Annotated in this window: 18 protein-coding genes and 1 tRNA gene; 6 read left to right on the plus strand and 13 right to left on the minus strand. The window is 57.2% G+C overall.

The genetic code is table 11. The annotated features are described in order from the left end of the window. Window positions 1–23: 23 nt before the first annotated feature. Window positions 24–96, minus strand: a tRNA-Glu gene (locus RSSM_RS01710). Between the two features lie 326 nt (window positions 97–422). Beyond that, window positions 423–626: a carbon storage regulator CsrA gene (gene csrA, locus RSSM_RS01715; RefSeq protein ID WP_008673832.1), complete on the minus strand. Its 204-nt coding sequence runs from the start codon at window positions 624–626 to the stop codon at window positions 423–425. Window positions 627–833: 207 nt separating this feature from the next. Between csrA and RSSM_RS01720 the strand changes: the two genes are divergently transcribed. From RSSM_RS01720 to RSSM_RS01735, 4 genes are all read left to right on the plus strand, one after another. Then, window positions 834–1,211: a hypothetical protein gene (locus RSSM_RS01720; protein ID WP_173403121.1), complete on the plus strand. Its 378-nt coding sequence runs from the start codon at window positions 834–836 to the stop codon at window positions 1,209–1,211. A 286-nt stretch (window positions 1,212–1,497) separates the two neighbouring features. Beyond that, window positions 1,498–1,713: a hypothetical protein gene (locus tag RSSM_RS01725; protein ID WP_008673839.1), complete on the plus strand. Its 216-nt coding sequence runs from the start codon at window positions 1,498–1,500 to the stop codon at window positions 1,711–1,713. 583 nt (window positions 1,714–2,296) lie between these two features. Further along, complete coding sequence (locus RSSM_RS01730; RefSeq protein WP_201767172.1) at window positions 2,297–3,664, plus strand: TlpA family protein disulfide reductase; 1,368 nt, start codon at window positions 2,297–2,299, stop codon at window positions 3,662–3,664. Window positions 3,665–3,725: 61 nt separating this feature from the next. Continuing rightward, window positions 3,726–3,971: a hypothetical protein gene (locus RSSM_RS01735; RefSeq protein WP_236620877.1), complete on the plus strand. Its 246-nt coding sequence runs from the start codon at window positions 3,726–3,728 to the stop codon at window positions 3,969–3,971. A gap of 452 nt (window positions 3,972–4,423) precedes the next feature. Here the strand turns inward: RSSM_RS01735 and RSSM_RS01740 are convergent, their stop codons facing one another. From RSSM_RS01740 to RSSM_RS01765, 6 genes are all read right to left on the minus strand, one after another. Continuing rightward, window positions 4,424–5,866 (minus strand): glycosyltransferase family 4 protein, encoded by a 1,443-nt coding sequence (locus RSSM_RS01740; RefSeq protein WP_044300597.1) that lies wholly within the window; start codon window positions 5,864–5,866, stop codon window positions 4,424–4,426. Between the two features lie 159 nt (window positions 5,867–6,025). Further along, window positions 6,026–6,844 carry a FliA/WhiG family RNA polymerase sigma factor gene (locus tag RSSM_RS01745; protein WP_008673848.1) on the minus strand — a complete coding sequence of 273 codons (819 nt, stop codon included), beginning with the start codon at window positions 6,842–6,844 and terminating at the stop codon, window positions 6,026–6,028. Between the two features lie 129 nt (window positions 6,845–6,973). Beyond that, the gene (locus tag RSSM_RS01750; protein WP_008673851.1) at window positions 6,974–7,213 is read right to left on the minus strand and encodes a hypothetical protein; all 240 of its coding nucleotides are present in this window, start codon (window positions 7,211–7,213) and stop codon (window positions 6,974–6,976) included. A gap of 283 nt (window positions 7,214–7,496) precedes the next feature. Then, window positions 7,497–8,705 carry a flagellar biosynthesis protein FlhF gene (flhF, locus tag RSSM_RS01755; protein WP_008673853.1) on the minus strand — a complete coding sequence of 403 codons (1,209 nt, stop codon included), beginning with the start codon at window positions 8,703–8,705 and terminating at the stop codon, window positions 7,497–7,499. Then, window positions 8,705–10,756: a flagellar biosynthesis protein FlhA gene (gene flhA, locus RSSM_RS01760; RefSeq protein WP_044300601.1), complete on the minus strand. Its 2,052-nt coding sequence runs from the start codon at window positions 10,754–10,756 to the stop codon at window positions 8,705–8,707. The genes flhF and flhA overlap by 1 nt, the downstream gene beginning before the upstream one ends. Window positions 10,757–11,111: 355 nt before the next feature. Further along, window positions 11,112–12,077 carry a hypothetical protein gene (locus RSSM_RS01765; protein WP_008673856.1) on the minus strand — a complete coding sequence of 322 codons (966 nt, stop codon included), beginning with the start codon at window positions 12,075–12,077 and terminating at the stop codon, window positions 11,112–11,114. Between the two features lie 555 nt (window positions 12,078–12,632). On the opposite strand from RSSM_RS01765, the gene RSSM_RS01770 reads away from it, so the two are divergent. Beyond that, window positions 12,633–13,556 (plus strand): 3'-5' exoribonuclease YhaM family protein, encoded by a 924-nt coding sequence (locus RSSM_RS01770; RefSeq protein ID WP_173403122.1) that lies wholly within the window; start codon window positions 12,633–12,635, stop codon window positions 13,554–13,556. Continuing rightward, the gene (gene queC, locus RSSM_RS01775; protein ID WP_008673859.1) at window positions 13,544–14,254 is read left to right on the plus strand and encodes a 7-cyano-7-deazaguanine synthase QueC; all 711 of its coding nucleotides are present in this window, start codon (window positions 13,544–13,546) and stop codon (window positions 14,252–14,254) included. The genes RSSM_RS01770 and queC overlap by 13 nt, the downstream gene beginning before the upstream one ends. Window positions 14,255–14,328: 74 nt before the next feature. Here queC and RSSM_RS01780 read toward each other — a convergent pair whose 3' ends face one another. The 5 genes from RSSM_RS01780 to RSSM_RS01805 form a co-directional block, all read right to left on the minus strand. Then, the gene (locus RSSM_RS01780) at window positions 14,329–15,888 is read right to left on the minus strand and encodes a bifunctional GNAT family N-acetyltransferase/carbon-nitrogen hydrolase family protein (RefSeq protein WP_008673861.1); all 1,560 of its coding nucleotides are present in this window, start codon (window positions 15,886–15,888) and stop codon (window positions 14,329–14,331) included. Window positions 15,889–16,097: 209 nt separating this feature from the next. Then, window positions 16,098–17,060 carry a cell division protein FtsQ/DivIB gene (locus RSSM_RS01790; protein WP_008673862.1) on the minus strand — a complete coding sequence of 321 codons (963 nt, stop codon included), beginning with the start codon at window positions 17,058–17,060 and terminating at the stop codon, window positions 16,098–16,100. 57 nt (window positions 17,061–17,117) lie between these two features. Continuing rightward, window positions 17,118–18,026 carry a UDP-N-acetylmuramate dehydrogenase gene (locus tag RSSM_RS01795; protein WP_008673864.1) on the minus strand — a complete coding sequence of 303 codons (909 nt, stop codon included), beginning with the start codon at window positions 18,024–18,026 and terminating at the stop codon, window positions 17,118–17,120. 111 nt (window positions 18,027–18,137) lie between these two features. Then, window positions 18,138–19,784, minus strand: a complete 1,647-nt coding sequence (locus RSSM_RS01800; RefSeq protein ID WP_008673866.1) for a polyamine aminopropyltransferase — start codon at window positions 19,782–19,784, stop codon at window positions 18,138–18,140. A 5-nt stretch (window positions 19,785–19,789) separates the two neighbouring features. Continuing rightward, on the minus strand, window positions 19,790–19,999 hold a 210-nt coding region (locus tag RSSM_RS01805; protein ID WP_008673868.1), incomplete at its 5' end, for a DUF350 domain-containing protein.

Here is a 19,999-nt window from a genome sequence, read left to right on the forward strand (position 1 = left end):
GAAAGCTGGGTAGTTTTGAGGAGTGATCCCTACGGGGTTCGAACCCGTGTTGCCGCCGTGAAAGGGCAGTGTCCTAGACCACTAGACGAAGGGACCGTTTGGGATGGTGATCATCCGCACTGTTTCTAGATCGGATCAAGAAACGGAGATCATCACCTTTTATCTCACATTAGTGACATTAGGCACTCTTGTGAAACAGTTGTCGGCTCGGTTGCCGTGAGGGGCGAGTTTTAACAAGGAGACGCGAGGTTCGTCAAGGGTTCACCGAGAGCAAGTTAAAAAAACATAGTTGCTCAAATTCGGGAACCTTTGGGAGGCTCGTGATCTTAACCGCGATCCTCGTGAATCGCTGTCACCGTTTGCTTTGGCAAACGCATGTTTTCGCATCATGCGACCACAAATTGGTCGCAAGGGTCGCTATGCTAGTTGTCCAGAGGGCTGTCCGTGGCTTCCGAAGCTTCGTTCGAACGCTGGATGGCTTCGTAGACTTCGTGTCGGTGAACGGGTACTTCACGTGGAGCTTCCACGCCAAGGCGCACTTTGTCGCCACGGATTTCAACAACAACGATTCGAATATCGTTGTTGATGACGATGCTTTCGTTCTTTTTTCTTGACAAAACCAACATGGGTTAATTCCTTTTCAAAGGCCGCAGTACCTCTCACAAACGACCCTCCATTTCATCAGTTGGAAGGACAGGTCGTTAAGCTCGTACCCACGGACGGGGATCCTAGAGACTTTACTCTAGGACAAAAATGGTCGCGGTCAAGGAATTCTGGGTTGACAAACCAATAAAAATCTCCTTTCCATCCAAACTACGCGCGATTTTGTCGAAATGCCAGCTTATTTTTCGTTCCAGGCTTACGTTTATCAGGGAGAAGGCCAACCGATCGGGGGCACGCTCGAGCAGGTTGCAGAGCGTATGACCGCACTTCCGGGACTCTTTTTTGAGTGGGATGGTTCGCTTACCTGGGCGAATCAAGCCGGTGGTTGGCAGATCGACGCGACCGTTTTTGATGACGGAACGCAGGTGCAGTACGTCGATCTCCACGGCCGAGCGGCGACCAAGGAAGGTTGCGATTTAATGAATCAGCGTCTGAACGATCTGTTCGATGCCTGGGGCGACCCCGCGGAGTTGCGGCTGATGAGATTGCCCGATCGCCGTTGGCAAGATTTACAACAGTTTGCAAAAGAGTCGCTTTCGAGCGATTGATTTGGGATCAGCCAGGGTGGCGTTTTGATCGCGTCATGATTGCCGGTTGGAACCGATGATAAGGCCACCATTGGGCATGGTCGTGCGATTTGTACGTGTTTTGCCGAGTCACGCGGTTGTCGCATCCATGGTGTGCCGCCGGCCCCGGAGTCTTTGTGGAAGTTTTCTGAGAGCGGTCGTTGGTTTTGGCACGTCGTCTGCTCGACGTCGGATTATCGTTAAAGACGGAACCGGATCCGATCGGTATTCGGAACGACTCAGAATCCACTATTCAGGAAGAAATTCGATGTTGACCGCAACTGCCCCTGCAAACGAACTTGTCTCGTCGCTCACCGAAACGGCTCAAAATGAGACACCGTTGACCGATGTTGAGATTCTCCGCCGCGTGCGACGCATCCAAAGTGGATGGTCGGTTTCAGAGCGGATGGATCGTCGTCGTGAGGCCAGCAAACGTTTCGCGAACTTGCTCGAGACCCTGGAATTGGATCACCACGCTGCCTAGTTCCGACTCTCGGGGCAGCCTCGTTCTGCTTCGCTAGGCGAAACGAGCGTCCAGCCAGAAAGGATGGCGAGCGGGTTTTCTCAGGGTTCGAGATCGGTTTAGACTGCCGTTTTTCTTACTTCCTCTGGGATCTACCAGCGTGCCAATCCAAGTCTCTGTTTGCTCTGTCGAGCCTGCGTCTGTTCTAAGAAACCGTGGTAAGAGAACCGCATGCAAATCCTGCTTGGTAGGAGTCCTCTGCATCGCGTGTTCAGTATTCACGATTGGTTTACCGGGGTGTGGGAGCACTGCTGGGACCTCTAGTGAAAACGAAGCCTCCGATGGCGATACGTCACTGCCTAGTAACGAATCCGTCGACGGCGATTTGCCTCAGTCATTTGCTGGGACGTCTTTGCCGACTAATCGGGGCGAGCCAGATCCAACAAGACGCCAAACCTCCTCACCCAATCTGAGTACCGGTGGACCGCAGGGAAGCAATGTCAATCGTCCACCGTCTGATGCTCAGTACGAAACGCCAGGTCGGCTACCTGGTCAGACGCCCGGTCCAACGAATGCGGCGACACGCGTACCGGTGCAAAGACGCTTGCAGTTGAAGGCGAGCCTGACTCCTGCGCAGTTGTCAGACTTTTTGAGCCAGGTCGATCGTGAGTTGCGGGCTCTGATGAAAGGGCAATCCGGAATTACGGATCCGAATGCCGCCGCCTCCGAAGCGGAACGCGTGGTGTCGCTGAAACGCGTTGCGGCGGAACGTTTGATCGAACATTCCGACTCGACGGATGCCGATCGGGTTCTCGGCCGTCGCGGTCTGCTGCAGGCGCTATCTCACCAAGCGTCGATGGGGGATTTGAAGGCAGCCGAGCAGTTGCAGACGTTCGCTGAGCAGTTTCGTGACAATCCGAGCGAAGAGTTGAGCACCGACGCGCAGTTGGTGTTAATCGGGTTTGCGATCGAATCGCTGCGCCACGGAAAAGAAGAGGCGGAAGCCCGCGTTGTGAGTCTGGCTCAAGACCTCATGGGGGCAAATCGACCAGTCGACGTTGCCGCATTAATGGTGCTCGGCCAAGCCAAAGACACGCTTCTGCAGTACGAGCATATCGACGAAGCGTCCCAGATTCGTTCGTTGATTCTCGAGAAGTTCGGCGATTCGCAAAACGCAGAGGTGGCTCGCATGGCGGCGCAGATTGCGTCGTCAGGGTTCTCGCAGGAGGGGACCGCAATTGAGCGACTCGACCAGTTGCGGCAACAGTTTGTCGGTGCGGCGCGCGGGGCGGGGGGCGAGAATGGCGCCGATGGTAGCGACGTGACCGCGGAGATGTGGAGCAGCGCGGTGGAGGATGTGGTCGCTCAGTCGTCCGATTTGCTGACCGGGGAATTTCTGGCTGGCGTTGCTTTGGAAGCCGAAGTGGTAGGACGTGAAGACATTGCCAGGGCGACCTACGACGCACTCCGGGATAACTTTTCTTCCCGACAGGATGCGTTGGGCCGAGTTGCTCGAACCGCTTTGAAGGCGAGGGAAAACAGACAGGGCGTTATCGGGCAACGATTTGATCCCGATCTCCCGTCAGTGTCTGGACGTCCACTGAAAATGTCCGACTATCTCGGGAAGGTCGTTTTGATGCCGTTTTGGTCAACGGCGTTTCCTGATTCCTTAATAGTGCTTCCGAACCTGAGGGAGATTCAAAAACGGTACCCGGGTCAGGTTGCCATTGTTGGGGTGAATCTGGACGTGGAGGGGACGAGCGTTGCGGGCTTTGTCGAGCGTGAGGGGATTGAGTTCCCTAGCTTCCGCAGTGTTTCGCAGCCAGATGCTGAAATTGTCAACGAAGTCGCCTACCGTTTTGGCGCCGTGACGTTGTTGTTCGTGGGGATCCTGGATGAAGAGGGGCGGGTGAGCCATTTGGACTTTTCCGGCGGAGATTTAACCGCGGAGGTCGAAAATCTAATTCGTTGAATTAGAATTTTGGTGTGCCATATCGAGCATCTCATTCGATCTCTTTAACCAACCGAATGCCATGTCGGCTACCTCTACCATGCAATTCATTGAGCTTACCGGCAAAACCTTGTTGGATGTCATCAACGAAGGTGAGATCGACATGCGGTCGTTACGTGAAGCAGGCGTGACGAGCGACTCCATTTTGCGGATCAACAAGTTCGGCGAGATCGAACTGCGTGATCGCAACGAGTGGGTCATGGTCGGCGGCCTGATCGGCAACTTCGAAGAGCGATTGCGAAAGCTAACCAACCTCGATTGGCTCTAGTCCTTTCTGCCAACTCTCTTTTCGGGTAGTGGATCTTGTCAAAGATCCTCATGCAGCACGATCTTCAAAAGGCTGTTGATTGCCCATAGGCCGGTTTCTATCCCGGAGGGATTTCGAGCTATTAGCCGCAGGTCGCGTAAGCGCACCTGGAGAGATCGATCATACGAAGTTCTGACCGACCCCGAAGGTGGTCGCAGCACAACCGTTTTGACGATTCTGCGACCACCTTCGGGGGCGGAACCAAGCTTATCTCTCAACTCCGACGGCGGTCGCTTCGCTCGACCGCCGGCAACTTGCTAAAACGCCTCCGGCGTAGAGAAACTTGCGGGTAACAGACATCTTCAAAAGGATCCACTACCGCCTGCCCGAGAACCAAACTGAGTCGGAACGTTTGCGATCGAGCCCTGTCGTCTTTCGCATTCGTTGGCTTTGCGATGACTCGGACTCGCCACTTACCGTGCGGTGTTGGCGAGAAGTTCTTGATACATCTCACGAATCTTCTTCGTCATCGTTTGATGCCGGAACTGTTCGGTGAAGCGTTGTTGACCGGTGCGACCTTGCTGCATGCGGATGTCGGGGTGTGACGTTAGGTGAATGATGCGATTGGCAAGATCCTGTTCGTCACCGGGTGCAACGAGATATCCGGTTTGGTCATTCAGTACGACTTCCCGTGCACCGTCGATGTCGTAGCTGATCGTGGGTTTGCCAGCGATCAACGCTTGCGGCAAGGCCCGCGCGAGCCCTTCTCGATAGGAAGTGTGAACGAGCAAGTCCATGGCACCGATCATTTCGGGGACGGTCGATGGTGGGACCAATCCGGTAAAGATGAAATGCTCGGTCAGTCCCAATGAGGCGATCTGTTCCTGCAACGGTTGCCGCAGGATACCGTCGCCGACGAGTAGGAATCGAACGTTGGGGCACGCGTCGGCTACCTTGCGAGCGGCGCGTACGAGATCCTCGTGTCCCTTCAAGTGAAACAAACGTGCGATCTTGCCAACGACAACATGGTCGTCGCTGATGCCATACTTCTTGCGGACTCGTTCCCGGTGGTCGTTGGCGTGAACGAACGGTTCGACGTCCATTCCACTGCTGATCGTTGTGAACTTGTTGCGTGGGGCAACATGGGCGTCCACCATGAGGTCGGTCATCGCATCGGCGACGGAGATGAGGTGGTGGCAACGACGTGCCGCCCATCGTTCACAGGCAATGAAGAACTGTCTGGCTGCTGCAGGTTGGTAGTCGTGAAACGGCGCCCCATGGACCGTATGAACGACGACTGGTTTGCGGTCCGCAGAACGCCGCGACATGCCCCAAGCGACATGGCGACCGAGCAGACCGCCCTTGGCACTATGCGTGTGAACAACGTCTGGTCGAAACTCTTGCAGAGTTCGCCGCAGCGCGGAGGATGCTGTCCAGTCGTGTGCGGGATGGATCGCGCGCCGTAGCGAGTCGATGATACGAACCGGCACGTCGTTGTAACGAAAGCTCTCGCCGCACCGTTGTGAATCGCCAACGTTTGTGTCTGCGGAAGAGCAGTCGCTATCTATATCTGCCTGCGTTCCGTGTCCGGTGCCGTCGGTGCCGGGGCGTGGGGCGTCTTGCTGATCTGCGTCACCACCCTGCCCTGCCCTGCCCTGCTCTGCCCTGCCCTGGCTTGCTCTGCCCTGGCTTGGCCTGCCCTGGCTTGGCCTGCCCTGGCTTGGCCTGCCCCGTGTTGGGGGCGGATTTTGAGAGTTGGGGGAGCGTCCCAGTAGGTCGCCTTCGGGACCCGTTTCGGGGCCACAAATGAGCAAAACCTCGTCACCGTGTTCGGTAACGAGGTCTTGGCAGTTGAACAGAGTGTTTTCCTGCGCGCCTCCGATGATCATTCGGGTGATCACATGAGCGATACGCATGGAATGGCAACGGTGGCAACAGGGTTTCGATTCGCGGGAAGGCTAGCAGTTATAAGTGATCCTCTTTTTCCAGTCACCACCCGCCTACCCGGCCACCAATCTCTTTTCCCTCGTCGCCAACCGTCGCGGTGGCGTCGGTCGACGATTGCAGGTGCTGGTCTAGGCACCAAATTCGAGTCGCCGCACGCCAAGTTGTTGCTGCAACCGGTTTACGATCGAGGTGTGCATTTGGCTGACGCGAGATTCGGAGAGATCGAGGGTCGCGCCGATTTCTTTCATCGTCAATTCTTCGTAGTAGTAGAGAATGATGATGAGTCGTTCGTTGCGGTTGAGGCCCTTGGTGACCAGTCGCATCAGGTCGGTTTTCTGAACGCGACGAGTGGGGTCTTCACCCTTCTTGTCTTCGAGAATGTCGATCTCGCGGACGTCCTTGTAGCTGTCGGTCTCGTACCACTTTTTGTTGAGCGATACGACACCGACGGCGTTGGCTTCGGTTTGCATCTTCTCGACTTCTTTGATGTCGAGTTCCATGTGCTTGGCGAGTTCGGCGACCGTGGGAGTACGACCGAGTTTGGTCTCGAGAGTTTTGGTTGCTGCGCCGAGCTTGCTGGCTTTGCTGCGAACGAGTCGAGGGACCCAGTCCATGGTGCGAAGTTCATCGAGCATGGCGCCACGGATACGTGGGACGCAGTAAGTTTCAAACTTGACGCCACGCTCACGATCGTAAGCGTCGATGGCATCCATCAACCCAAAGATGCCAGCGCTAATCAAGTCGTCGAGTTCGACGCCATCGGGCAGTCGCTGCCAAATGCGTTCGCCGTTGTAACGGACCAACGGCATGAAGCGTTCGACGAGTTGATTGCGCAAGCTCTCGTAGTCGGGATGGTCTTTGGTGACTGCTTTGAATGAATCCCAGACTTTGGCGATTTCTTCGTCGACGGGGGCAGCGGCGGGCATCGAATCCTCCATGATGATCACTGATCGTCAGACGTTTCGTCCGAACCTTGGTTCGACCGGAACGATCTAGCGATGGAATGTTTTACTTAACAATTCTTTTCGAAGCTGGTTGCGAAACGGCGAGGCAGCCGTGCCTGTCGTGTCGCGGCTTCAGGTTGTTGGTTCTTCGGTTGAGACGGCTAGACCAGCTTCTCGTTTGGCTAGTTCGTCTCGATACCATTGAACCCGGTTGCGATACAAGGTTTCTACGGCGTCACGTACTAAATAGTCCGCGATCGCACCGGTGATGGCTCCAATACCCGAGAAGATGATCAGTGTGGCGATCGCTTCTTGGGCTACTTCCGTCGCCAATTGACCATGGAGCATGCCGCGAAGGGAAACGATTCCCATAGCGAGTGATCCAAGTGAAAGGGCGAGCGTCCGTGTCAACAGTCAACTCCGGTCATCGATTGGTTGGTTCGTTAGAACGGTTCCGCTCGGATGCGTCTTGTTTCCCAAATTGGTTAAACGGACTCGTGAAAAAAAGTCTCAAGTGAGGTTTGCATTTCACGTTCCGAGTCAGTTCATGTTATCGGTTGGGGTTGGTGAGTATCTTTAGTTCAAAAGCGTTGAATTCGTTTGGAAAAGACTAGCGGGCTATCGCCGGCTGCCTTTGCGCGTTGGCTAACGGCGTCTATGCCGCCTCGCCGAACGCGTTGGTGGGTGGGGTCATCGGCAGCAGCGAACCTACGAGGTGAGGTGCGTCGGCGACGGCAATGTCATCGGGGACCTGTTGACCATGCGTGATGTAGCTCAGCGGTGTCGACAGGTACCGTTCGCTCGCCGTGAGTGCCGATAGCACGCCTGCGGTATGCGGTGTTTCGTCGAGTTTGGTCAAGATGACCGAGGTCGCACGCACGGGAGAGAACCCGTCGAGCGTGGCCAGGATGTTTTCACTCGAACTCGTGGCACTGAGCACAAGGTGGGTTTCATCAGGATGTGCGGCGCGGAGGAAATCGGCGAGTTGGTCGATTCGAGCGTCGCTGCGAGGGCTGCGTCCGGCGGTATCAATCAACACGAGATCGACATCGCCGAGTTGGTCCAACGCGGACTGCATCTGGTCCGGGGCTTCGACCACCTGCATCGGCAGGTCCATGATCTCGGCGTAGGCTTTGAGTTGTTGCACCGCCGCGATTCGATACGTGTCGATGGTGAGCAGTCCGACCCGGCGACGGGCTTCGATCCGGAATCCTGCGGCGAGCTTTGCGACCGTGGTGGTTTTTCCGACCCCGGTGGGGCCAACCAACGCGACCACGTGTCGTTCACCCGGTTGTGTCCGAATGGGGCCACACAAATTTAATTCGCGAGCGATCGCACGCTGGAGATGTTCGAGGTGTTCGTTCGGGTCGAGAGGCGTGTTGCCACCGTCGGTGACATTTGCAGCAAACCCGGCAGCGGAGGCGAGCCACCGGCGAATGACCGGTTCGGGAACGCCCGCTTGTCGCAGCGGGTTAACGAGCGGGTCCACTGCGAGCGGATCAACGCTGACGGTGTCTGGTGATGCAGAAACGTCACCGAGTCGGCCCATCATCGGGTAGGTGTTTCGCGTGTCATCGCAGGAGTCCGCGGGGACACCCATGGTTGTGGCGTCCAGGCGATTGCCCTGAACCGATCGGACGTCTTGAGGACGTGCGTGTTCAGAATCGGAACCTGACGAGGGCACGGGGAATTCGCCGTTGCTGCGGAAGCCGGCAATGACTTCCACTTGCGTGCGACCGAGCCACCCCAGCCATCCGTCTCGGATTTGGCGAGTATGCAGCACGGAGGCGTCCGGTCCCATTTGTTCGCGGATGTCGGCCAATGCGGCTTGCAGATTCGCTGCTTTAAAAGTTCGTATGGACATCAATCACTCACCACGCCGTGCGACTGGATTTGCGTATCCTGCGTGATTTCGTTGTAGGAAAGGATACGTACGCGGGGCATCGACGACGCAATGATCTGACGCAGACCGGGACGAATCCGCGGGCTGACCAAAACGACGGGGTGATGGCCCAACGTGATTAGTTTCTTAACACCTTCGGAGATTTTCTCGCAAGTCGAGTCGACTGCTGATGGGCTCATCCGCACGAAAAGTCCGCGATCGGTATGTTCGATCCCTGCGGCAATGCGATCTTCCATCGCAGGGTCGAGTGCGATGACGTGCAATTGTCCGTGTTGATCGCGGTAGCGCGTGCTGATCGTACGGGCGAGACGGTGGCGAACGTATTCGCTCAGGAAAACGGGATCTTTCGTCTTCGAGGCATGATCGCCGAGGGTTTCCAAGATGATCGAGAGTTGCCGGATCGGGACGTCTTCACGGAGCAACGTTTGCAGCACCTGTTGCACGTCGCTTACCTTCAGAAGATTCGGAATCAGTTCGTCGACGACCGCAGGCGAGGCTTCTTTGAGTTCGTCGATGAGGTGTTTGGTTGCGTCGCGCGTAAGCAGTTCGTCGGCATGACGTCGGGCGATTTCTTGCAGGTGGGTTGCTAGGACGGCTCCCGGTTCGACTGTGGTGTAGCCGTAGATGGCCGCCTGTTCCCGGCGAATCGGATCGATCCATACGGCGGGTTCTCCAAACGTCGGGTCGCGAGTTGGCTCGCCATCGATCACACCTGTTGTATGTCCGCTGTCGATTGCAAGGAGTCGCTCCGGTAGCACCAATTCGGTGGCGATCGGGTTACCCGCGATGCGGATTTCATATTGGTTGTCGCCGAGGTTCATGTCATCGCGGATCCGAACCTTGGGCAGCACGATACCGATATCACCGGCCATCGAGTTACGGACACCGGTAATTCGCTGCATCAAATCGCCGCCACGTGCAGGGTCCGCGAGAGAAAGGAGACCGAGCCCGATGGCCAATTCCATTGGGTCCACCGCGAGGTAGTCTTCAACGCGTTTATCGGGCGGCGCTGCCGCGGCAGCCGCCTCGGCTTCCTCGTTGGCTTGCTCGTCGACGCGGTCTTGGGCATTTTGCCGACGTAGAACGACCGCTAGACCCAGACAGCCTGCGCCGAGCGTTGCCATCGGGATGGTCGGCAGGTTGGTCATGATCAGCAACGACAAAAAGCAACCGGCCACGGCGAGTGCTTTCGGGTTGCTGAAGAGCTGTTGTAAGAACTGTTCGGGGAGGTTGGCTTTTCGGGCGGATCGCGTCACCAGCAAACCGGCGGCCAGCGAGATCAGCAACGCCGGCACCTGGCTGACCAACCCGTCACCGATCGTGAGTTTGGTGAACAGCTCGGCCGCCTGAGCGATCGTCATGTCATAACGCATCACACCGATGTAAAGGCCACCGGCGACGTTGACGAGCGTGATCACAATCCCAGCCACGGCGTCGCCGCGGACAAACTTACTCGCACCGTCCATCGCTCCGTAGAAGTCCGCCTGCGAGGCGACTTCTTCGCGACGTTGTTGGGCTTCCTTCTCGTCGATGATGCCGGCGTTCAGGTCGGCGTCAATCGCCATCTGCTTTCCGGGCATCCCGTCGAGGGCAAATCGGGCCGCGACTTCACTGATCCGCGTCGCTCCCTTGGTGATCACGATGAACTGAATCAAGACAATGATCACAAAAATGATGATCCCAATTTCAATCCTGTCACCGGCGACGAATTCGCCGAATCCCTGGATCACACCGCCAACCGCGGAGATATCACCGGATTCCGTACTCGTCAGGATCAGCCTCGTCGTGGCGACGTTGAGCACCAAGCGAGCCAGCGTCGTGGCGAGCAAAAGAGACGGGAAAATGCTGAATTCGAGAGGCGTTTGCACGTACACCGTCGTCAGCAAAACGATCACCCCGACCGTGATGTTGGTGGCCAGGAGGAGGTCCATCAACAACGGAGGCAGTGGCACCAGGATGACCACAAGACAACCGATGATACCCATGGGCAACACCAGATCGCGGTAGCGCATCATCCACTGCATGGACGGTCCTTCGTCGAAAATTGGGGGCGATAGCTGTTGAAAATTCTCCGCCCTGCCCTGCCCCGCTGGCGCAATGCGAGCGAGAAAAAGACGGCGTGAGTCGAGAAAAGCGAGGTTAGCAAAACCCGGCCGTCGGCGACCAGATCGGTCGCGAGAGAACCTCGAGGAGGATGATGGGCCAGGAGTTTTCCACATCCGCCGCCGAGCCGAAGCCCCCGTTTTGGCAACCGCTCAGTTGAGAAGGCTAGCCCAGCCTGGAGCGGCTCTTATCGTCCGAACGCGGCGTTACTCAGGCATGAACTCGCACTCAGGCCAGTACCGTCACCTAGGCCAGTACCGTCACTTAGGCCTGAACTCGGACGCCCGAGAATGCTTTGCCGAGGCCCAGGGCTTTGATCTCGGATTGTATCACGACCGGATCGGGGGTCTCGAGCGTTTGAGCCACCTCGTCCGCGATCTGCTGCGCGAAACGGATTCGGGCCAATTCGAGTTGGCTTTGGACTTCGTCCGGCTCGACTTTTCGCCCGCTCGCCGACGAGACCCTGCCTGCCCACGACTCCAAGGATTCCTTGGGATAGGACATCGCCGCGCGGAGGACATCGTGCACGAGGTCTTCTCGAGGGGCTTCTTCACCGGTGGGAGGTGGTTGGTTGATTCGATCGTATCGTCGGGCGTGTTGGTATCGTTCGAGTGAACGCCAACTCCGCTGCAAAATTCCGTCTCGCCAGTAGCCTCGCCACTGCGGCGATTCGACCTGAGCGACCTCCATCTTCAAAGGCAGAGGTTTCTCGGCCTGGTCTGCTAGTTCGAGCGAATCGTTTTTGCCACGGTCTTTCAACGCTTCGTCGTATCCGGCTTTTGCTGCCGACCGGATTCCGCGAACGAGGAAGTCTCGGAGCCGACCTTTGTCGTGGCCACTGAATCCGGCCTTCACCAAATGAGCGACCAAGATCGAAAGGGCGCGGTCCGCCTCTTTTTCACGACCGACGATGTCCATCATCAATCGCCGCATCGGCGTCAGGTACCGCAGGACGTATCCGGCGGCACTGCCCGCACCGGTCCAGGTTTGTTTGGACCGTGCCAGATGAACGCTGCTCGATGAAGTGATCCATTGGCTGAGCGATTCCGGCGTGCTCGAAAGGTTCGACCTCGATGATCCGGAACCGGACAGCCCGCGTTTCGACAAACCCGATTTCGATAGCGAATCCGACACGCCGGAGAGGCTAGAAGACGAACCGGAAGCATCCGAGCCCTGAGGGCTCGCCGCGTTGTCGGGTTTGTTGAGAGAAGAAGCGGGCGCGTCGTTCATTCGCGTATTCTAACCCCGAATCCCCAGGAGTGGTTGGTGGATTGGGCCGAGAGGCCGGAACTGCGGGTATTCTTCCAAAATATTTCGGATTGGGTAGGGAGGGAATCGGACAACTGCAAACAAGATCGAATTCCTTTCTTGGGTGCAGCAGCAATTGTGCCGATCACGAGGCAAATCCTAGCAAACGATACCAATATCAGTGCAACGCGCTACCGGTATCGGTTCGCGGCGTACGTATTTTTTGCCGAACCTGTGGCGAGCAGAGGTGATGAAGCCGCGTGTTCCGGTGGATCGTCGCTTTCGTTTCGGCCAAGGGTGTGGGGGAACAACCAGGGGGCTCGATCAAGGGAGTTGTGCGAATCAGTGCATGTTGCGTGTCGGGCCTTCGGCTTTTCCAGACCATGGGTCGCTTGGTAGGCTCTTGGGCTGCCGTCGCCGGCGAAACCGCCCTGCCCTGCCCCACGTCCGTGTTGGTCAGGCTTGCCGCGTTCAGCTTTTTGCCTCTCATCCCTCTGGTCTGCTTTGCGTACCCCCATCAACGAACTCACCGACGGAATGACGTTAGCGCAACCGTTCCAGGCTGCGGACAAGCAACTCCGAGTGAACCGCCAAGGCGGAAAGTACATCCTCTTAAAACTCTCCGATCGCAGCGGGACGATTGCCGCAATGATGTGGAACGCGGATGAAGCGATCTTTGATCGATTTGATCGCGGCGACTACATCTTCTGTCATGGACGTACCCAGATTCATAACGGCGCGCTTCAGATCATCGTCACCGAACTGGAACGAATGGACTCGCATGAAGTCAACGCAAATGACTTCGATCGGTTTGATTCGGAGCAAGCGGATCAGCATTTCGCTCGTCTGAAAGAACTCCTCGCGACCATCTCCCAACCGTTTCTGCAGCGACTCGCGGCGGCCTATATGGAGGATACCGAGTTCACCGATTCGTTTCGTGTCGCGGCGGCCGCGGTTTCGAATCATCATGCGTACCCGGGCGGGTTGCTCCATCACACCGTTAGCATGATGGAGTTGGTTCGGTTGATTTCACCGAGGTATTCGGAACTCGACACGGACCTGCTAATGATGGGGGCGTTCTTGCACGACCTTGGCAAGATCGAAGAGTTAAAAGCGAGCGGCGAGATCAGCTACACCGACCGCGGTCAATTGCTCGGTCATATTGTGATCGGCATTCAGCAACTCGGCGAAAAGATCCAGCAAATCGAACGAGACAGCGGGGAGTCATTCCCGACGAACCTTCGCTATCAACTCGAACACCTCGTGGTGAGTCATCACGGCAGTCAGGAGTACGGCAGCCCGAAGATTCCTGTCACACTCGAAGCGGTTGCTTTGCACCACATCGATAACCTGGATGCCAAACTCACTTCTTATGCATCGATCATCGGTCGCGACGTTGCTGCCGATGGAAACTGGACGAACTACAACCCCAGCATTGGAAGAAAATTATGGAAGGGTTGAATGCCGTTGTGCTGCTCTCGGGCGGTCTGGATAGTGCGACCTGTCTTGCAATCGCCAAAGATCACGGCTTTGCCGTTCACGCGGTCAGCTTTCGTTACGGACAACGGCACAACGGAGAGCTCGAGCGAGCGAAGTGGTTAGCCGAATCGATGAGTGCCGCGTCGCATCGGGTCATTGATATCGACCTTGCGCAACTCGGCGGGTCGGCATTGGTCGACCCAAACATCGCGGTACCTAAAGCCGACCGTGTTGAGGATATTGGCGACGAGATTCCGGTCACCTACGTGCCGGCACGCAATACGATCTTCCTGTCCTACGCGTTGGCGGTCGCAGAGACCAACAACGCCGCGGACATCTTTATCGGTGTCAACGCTCTCGACTACAGCGGCTATCCCGATTGCCGTCCTGAGTTTATCGCTGCGTTTGAAGCGATGGCTCGCTTGGCGACGAAGGCTGGTGTAGGGGAGGGCCCCGAACTGAAAATTCACACCCCGCTGATTGACCTCACCAAAGGTCAAATCATTGCGGAGGGGCTACGCCTCGGTGTGGACTACTCCCACACCCTTTCGTGCTATGACCCGGTGGGAGCAGACGATTCGCAATCCGACGTTCATCCCTGCGGCCACTGCGACGCGTGTTTGTTGCGTGCCAAAGGGTTTGCCGAAAACGGAATCGCAGACCCGGCGATCGTCGGGTGAGTCACGTCGCGTTCGGGTGAGCCATTTGGCGTGCAGTCATGCCAATGCAGTGATGGCTGTTGATGCGATCTGCGTCACACTTCGAACGTCTTTCCGTCCTCGACATAAACGACTTTGTAGAGGTCGCGTTTCCGGTCGTTCCAGTTCTGGACGGAGCCTTGTTCGCGGTGTCGTCGCAGTTGTTCAAAGTCGAGGTCGTGAACGATCAGGGTCTCCACATTGGGATTGCACTCATCGGCGATCGCGTCTCGGGCAAACTCGGCATCGGCAGGTGTGAAGATTCCTGACTGGGCGTAATGGATGTCGGAGTTTTCGACAAATGGGAGGTTGCCGGTGCACCCAGAGATCGCAACGTACAAGTGATTTTCGATGCACCGGGCTTGGGCGCAGTAGCGGACCCGGAGATAGCCGTGCCGGGTGTCCGTGTTGAACGGCACGAAAATGATGGATGCTCCCTTTTGAGTCGCGATCCGCGTTAGCTCAGGGAACTCGATGTCGTAGCAAACCTGGATTGCGATGCGTCCGCAATCGGTGTCGAACACTTCCACCGCGTTACCCGGATTCACGCCCCACCATTTTCGCTCGCTCGGGGTGATGTGAATTTTGTACTGCTTCCCAATCGATCCGTCTCGCCGGAACAGATAGGCGATGTTGTAGAGCGTGTCGTTCTCGATCACGAACTGCGATCCGCCGATAACGTTGATGTTGTATTTCACCGCCATCTCGGTGAACATGTCGAGGTATTGTGGGGTGAAGGCGGCGAGTTGACGGGCGGCTTGGCCGGGGCGAGTCGCGTCTACGCAGGAAAGCAATTGCGTTGTGAACAGTTCCGGAAAGAGGACGAAGTCGCATTTGTAGTCGGATGCGGTGTCTAGAAAAAACTCGCACTGTTTTGCGAAGTCGTCAAAGCTGCTGATTGTCCGCAGTTGATACTGCACGACACAAACGCGGATCGGTTCGATGACGTGATGGAAGCGTCGTTTCGCGCCGGGGACGTGTTCGAGGTTGGTCCAAATCGCGTGCGTTGCGTACCCGCATGATTCGGTGTCGGAAGGTAAGTAGTTCGGGGTCAATCCGCGAACCACAAATCCGTTGGAGAGTTGGGCGGTGAGAACAGGGTCATACACGTTCTTTTCGAGAACGTTGTCGATGTATTCTCTCGCGGACATTTTGTCGGCGTATTTGTGATAGCCCGGAATCCTACCACCGATGATGATTTGTTTGAGGTTCTTGCGTCGGCAGAGTTCTTTGCGGGCGTCGTAGAGTCGCCGCGACAGTTTCATCCCCCGGTATTTGGGATCGACCATGATCTCAATCCCGTAGAGCGTGTCGCCTTGGGGTTTGTGGTTGCGGATAAAGCCGGAGTCAGATATCGCTTTCCAGTTGTGCCATTCTAAATCTTCGTCGTATTCGAGGATCAGGCTCGAGCAAGATGCGGCGAGTTTGCCGTCGATTTCGACGACGAATTGCCCCTCGGGAAACACCTCGAGTTGGCTCTCGACTTGTGCCCGCCCCCATGGCTCCATGCCGGGAAAGCATCGCTCTGCGAGAGCAAGAAGTTCGTCGAAATCATCGATCGTTAGCGGGCGGAGAACGGTTTTCCATTCGAACTTGGCAAGATCCAGCGGTTCCATCGGGTTGGGCTTTCGGAAGGGAGTTCAGGCCGTCCGGTTCGAAGTGATTCGGTACGACCGACAATTAATAGACACCAGCGATCTGGTTTCCAATAGCTGCCAATTCGATGATTTTTGGCTGCTCCTTTGCCGCGAAAGAAACACTCCGAACGACGCGCTGCGTGCGCATGCAGGACGAGGCTGGACCGGGCAGGCGTGAGGGCGTTGGTCTAGCGAGTCGACGCGTTGGATGCCGAACCGATGCGAGGTGTCGGTGCTGCTGTTTGAGGGTGAGTGAGCGGCGCGGTCGCGTACTGTACCTGCCGCAGGTCACTGTCCGAGGGTGCGCCGTCGATCAGGCTTTGCAGTTTCATCATTGCCGGCGGTTCGGTTTGGGCTTCCGCGCCTGGGGGACTTCCCCAGAACCATCGTTCGCCGTTCTTGCCGGCGATCTGCAACTGGACGACGGGGTTTTGGCGGAGGTCGCCGTGGACGCCGATGCTCGTGATGCCGAGCTGTTCACGATACGGGTGCAGCAGGTGCGCGAGCAACGCTGCGGCCTGCACTCGTGAGTCGCCGAACTCGGAACCGACACCGCCGGTCGGGTAGGCTCCAGGAACGATGATGTGGAGGTAACGGAGCGTTTCCGAAGGAGAGAAATCGGTATCCGGAAGGAGCACGCCTTCTCCGTCGATTGCAAAGAACCCCGCACCGCTGCGGTCAGGGTGTCGGCTGATGACATGCACCATGGCGACCGGTTGGCGGTACTCCAAGCGGACATCGAGGCGTCCACCGGCGAGTTTGCGGACTCCCACGACGCGGCGTACCCATGCGTTGGAAGAGAACGCGGACGCGATCTTGGCACAGGCCTGTTGGTCCATCAGCGATAACTTGTCCATCGCCGCGTCTTGATAGACGGTATCGACGATGTCCGACCGCACGTACTCCGGCGGTGACGTGACACGGATCGCTTCGGCTTTGACGCCGTAGTATTTGTGGGCGACGTAGTGGCTGCCCCACTGTTGCCAGGCGGCGTATCCGGCGACGAGTAAGATCGCCGGCCAGAGAATCGACAGAATCACGGGCGCAGCGACGAGCGAGGCGATCCACCGAATTTTCGACGGCGGTGCATCCGCGTCAGAATCTCGGCGGCGTTTCGACGAGGTGCGTTTGGATTGGGACGATTCGGTCACGTCGCGGCTCTACATCCTTGCAGGAAAAGCGACTCGGGCTGGGTTCCAGCCTTGGCATTACCAAATTTGCAGGTTCAACCGCAAGTCGATCCCGGTCTGCAGGAGCACCTGTTCTCGAACCCGTTCGATCAAACGTAGGCACTGATCGCTGGTCGCGTTCTCGTGGGCGACGAGGTATTGCGGCGCGGAAAGGTCGAGTGATACGTCGCCTTCACGCAAACCGGAGAGGCCGGTGTTGACGATCAGGTCTCGCGTTGACATGGAGTCCGGATCAATAAACGGCATCACGATCCGCGATGTGTCCGAGGGACGACGCTGTCCGCGGTGGATCCAAAGTTTCTGCATCCGTTTGGTCAGTGCGGTGACGTCTTTGGGTTCGAGTTCGAATTCGACGTTCAGTACGACCAACCCGTCGAGTGTCGATTTTCGGTGAGAAAATCCGGCCTCTTCCGCAGTGATCGTTTTTGCCGTGCCGTTTTCGTCGAGAACCTCGATCGATCGGACGACTGAACCGATGTCGCGTCCCTCCGCCGAGGCGTTCCCGACGACCGCACCACCTACGCTGCCGGGGATCCCGACGAGGTGTTCGAGCCCGCCGAGTCCTTCGCCGACGGTTTTAATTGCCGCGTGAGTCAATTTGACTCCCGCGCCGGCCTTGAGACGATTGCCGCTGATTTCCAGCCCCGTGGTTGCCGGTCCACTGAGCGAGATGACCAGGCCGTCGAAGCCGGCTTCTCGCACCAGAATATTGCTGCCGTGGCCGAGAATACGGACCGCCAAATCGTGCGACTTGGCCGCTTTGACGAGTTCAGAGATCTGCCCGGTCTCAACCGGTTCGGCCAAAAAGCGTGCCGGACCACCGATTCCCAGCCAGAGAAACTCATTGAGTGGTTGATTTTCGCCAACGAGATGCTGCAAATCTTCAGGAAACACGTCGACAAGCGTTACGGTAGAAGGAACTGACACGTCGTGGCCAACTTGTGAAACTAGGGAATCGGAATCCGGTCAAATCCCGGCCGCGTTTGACGGCAGCCGGACACATAGTTTGGCAGGCAGTCGCGAAATTCGCAATCGAGTCTAACCGCGATCGCCCCACTCGAGATCGTATAGACGGACCAATATCTGGTCATTGAGCCGGTTCGGCGGCATCTCCAGCGATTGTTGGTCCTGGGGCAGATCGAATAGGCTCCGCATGGTGGCGTCATTTAAGAAACGCAAGCCGGCAATTTGGGGGGCCAGAACAGGCGGCAGACGCCATCCCGATCGGGTGCCCGGATCCTCGGCCGACGCCGAAGGCTCGGTGCCGGGAATCTGCCGAGCGAGAGCAAAACCCCACACCCCAAACGTCGGAACGCTCGCGTGGTACGGCGTCACGTCAAAGCCCGACTGCCGAAGCGTGTGGAGAATGCACCAGTAGGATTTGGGGGCGACCAGCGGTGACGTGCACTGGATCGCAACGCCTGCTCCCGGAGTAAGATGCCGGCGAAGCGATTGGTAGAAATGAGTCGTGTAAAGCTTGCCCACCGAGTAGTTGCCGGGGTCCGGGAAGTCGATCACGACCGCATCGTATGCTGCGGACTCGTCTGTTGCCGAATCTTCTGTCGCTGAAACTTCTGTGGTTGTGGCTTCTGCTGTTGGGGCTTTTCCCGCGTGCTGTTCGGTCGCCCAGACGAATGCATCCCGGTTGATCACCGAAACCTTCGGGTGACTGAGTGCCTGTTCATTGAGGTCGGCCAACGGTTGGAAACGTGTCGCCAAACGGGTCATGGCTGGGTCCAGGTCCACCAACGTGATGGACTCCACGCGGTCGTATCTCAGCAGTTCGCGAACCGCCAGTCCGTCTCCACCGCCGAGCACCAGGATCTTGGTCGCGTCCTCACACACACTCATCAGTGGGTGCACGAGAGCCTCGTGATACCGGTATTCATCGACGCTGTTAAATTGCAGATGCCCGTTGAGATACAGTTGAAACCCGCGGTCTGCCTGCGTGACTGTGATGCGTTGATATGGAGACGTGTCCGCGTAAACGATTTTCCCGCCGAGCGTGTTTTCCTCAGACAACGTTGTCAACGAATCGGCTTTGATGAACCCAACGGCGAGCAACCCGATCACCAAGATCGCTCGTCCTCGCAGTCCTTCAATACCACGTTGGGCCAACAGGGGGCGCAGCAGGTAGGTGCCCCAGAGTCCCACGGCGGCGTTGAGTAAACCGAAGAGTATCGCCGTGCGGGTGAGCCCGAGCCTGGGGACGAGGAAGACCGGGAACAACAACGAAGCAAAGAGAGCCCCGAGATAGTCGAACGCCAAGACTCGCGAGACGAGTTCGCTGAAGTCCAGGTGTTCCTTCAGGATCCGCATCAACAGAGGCAGTTCCAATCCGACCAAGACGCCGATGACGACTACGCTGCCAAAGAGCAGCACATGGAACCAGTCCACCAACGGGAACGCGAGAAACAGCAGCGGAGTCGAGAAGCCCCCGATCAACGCGAGGGCTAACTCGATTTCGATAAAGGCCCGGGCGAGGTGTTCTTCGATGTACTGTGACAACCAGGCGCCGATACCGAGCGCAGACAGGTACACACCGATGATCAACGAGAACTGCGTGACGGAGTCGCCTAGCAGATAGCTCGCCAAGGTGCCGGCAACCAATTCATAGACCAGCCCACACGTCGCGATGATCAGCACGTTGACGTAAAGCAGGCCGAGCGGGGCACGATCAATCAATTGGTCTAGCCCATAATCGCGGCGGCGATGATGACCGAAATGCCCAACACGATGGCTGCGACAACGATCGAGACCGCCATGTTGTGTTCTTCGCCGATCTCATGAATGAGCGAAAACGGAGTCAGCTTCTCTGCGAGAATCAGGCAGACAACGAAAACGACGATCCCGACGACGGAGAAAACGCACGCGGCGAGCAGGTGCTCGAGCAGGACGTC

The sequence above is a fragment of the Aporhodopirellula sallentina SM41 genome, from assembly GCF_000346505.1.
Lineage (GTDB): Bacteria > Planctomycetota > Planctomycetia > Pirellulales > Pirellulaceae > Rhodopirellula > Rhodopirellula sallentina.

What these genes read in the sequence shown, in the direction of transcription:
- RSSM_RS01720 (WP_173403121.1), top strand. Translation starts at nt 834, where the DNA reads ATGCCAGCTTATTTTTCGTTCCAGGCTTACGTTTATCAGGGAGAAGGC.
- RSSM_RS01780 (WP_008673861.1), bottom strand. Translation starts at nt 15,888, where the DNA reads ATGGAACCGCTGGATCTTGCCAAGTTCGAATGGAAAACCGTTCTCCGC.
- RSSM_RS01740 (WP_044300597.1), bottom strand. Translation starts at nt 5,866, where the DNA reads ATGCGTATCGCTCATGTGATCACCCGAATGATCATCGGAGGCGCGCAG.
- RSSM_RS01725 (WP_008673839.1), top strand. Translation starts at nt 1,498, where the DNA reads ATGTTGACCGCAACTGCCCCTGCAAACGAACTTGTCTCGTCGCTCACC.
- flhF (WP_008673853.1), bottom strand. Translation starts at nt 8,705, where the DNA reads ATGTCCATACGAACTTTTAAAGCAGCGAATCTGCAAGCCGCATTGGCC.
- RSSM_RS01770 (WP_173403122.1), top strand. Translation starts at nt 12,633, where the DNA reads ATGACGTTAGCGCAACCGTTCCAGGCTGCGGACAAGCAACTCCGAGTG.
- queC (WP_008673859.1), top strand. Translation starts at nt 13,544, where the DNA reads ATGGAAGGGTTGAATGCCGTTGTGCTGCTCTCGGGCGGTCTGGATAGT.
- RSSM_RS01750 (WP_008673851.1), bottom strand. Translation starts at nt 7,213, where the DNA reads ATGGGAATCGTTTCCCTTCGCGGCATGCTCCATGGTCAATTGGCGACG.
- flhA (WP_044300601.1), bottom strand. Translation starts at nt 10,756, where the DNA reads ATGCGCTACCGCGATCTGGTGTTGCCCATGGGTATCATCGGTTGTCTT.
- RSSM_RS01765 (WP_008673856.1), bottom strand. Translation starts at nt 12,077, where the DNA reads ATGAACGACGCGCCCGCTTCTTCTCTCAACAAACCCGACAACGCGGCG.
- csrA (WP_008673832.1), bottom strand. Translation starts at nt 626, where the DNA reads ATGTTGGTTTTGTCAAGAAAAAAGAACGAAAGCATCGTCATCAACAAC.
- RSSM_RS01735 (WP_236620877.1), top strand. Translation starts at nt 3,726, where the DNA reads ATGTCGGCTACCTCTACCATGCAATTCATTGAGCTTACCGGCAAAACC.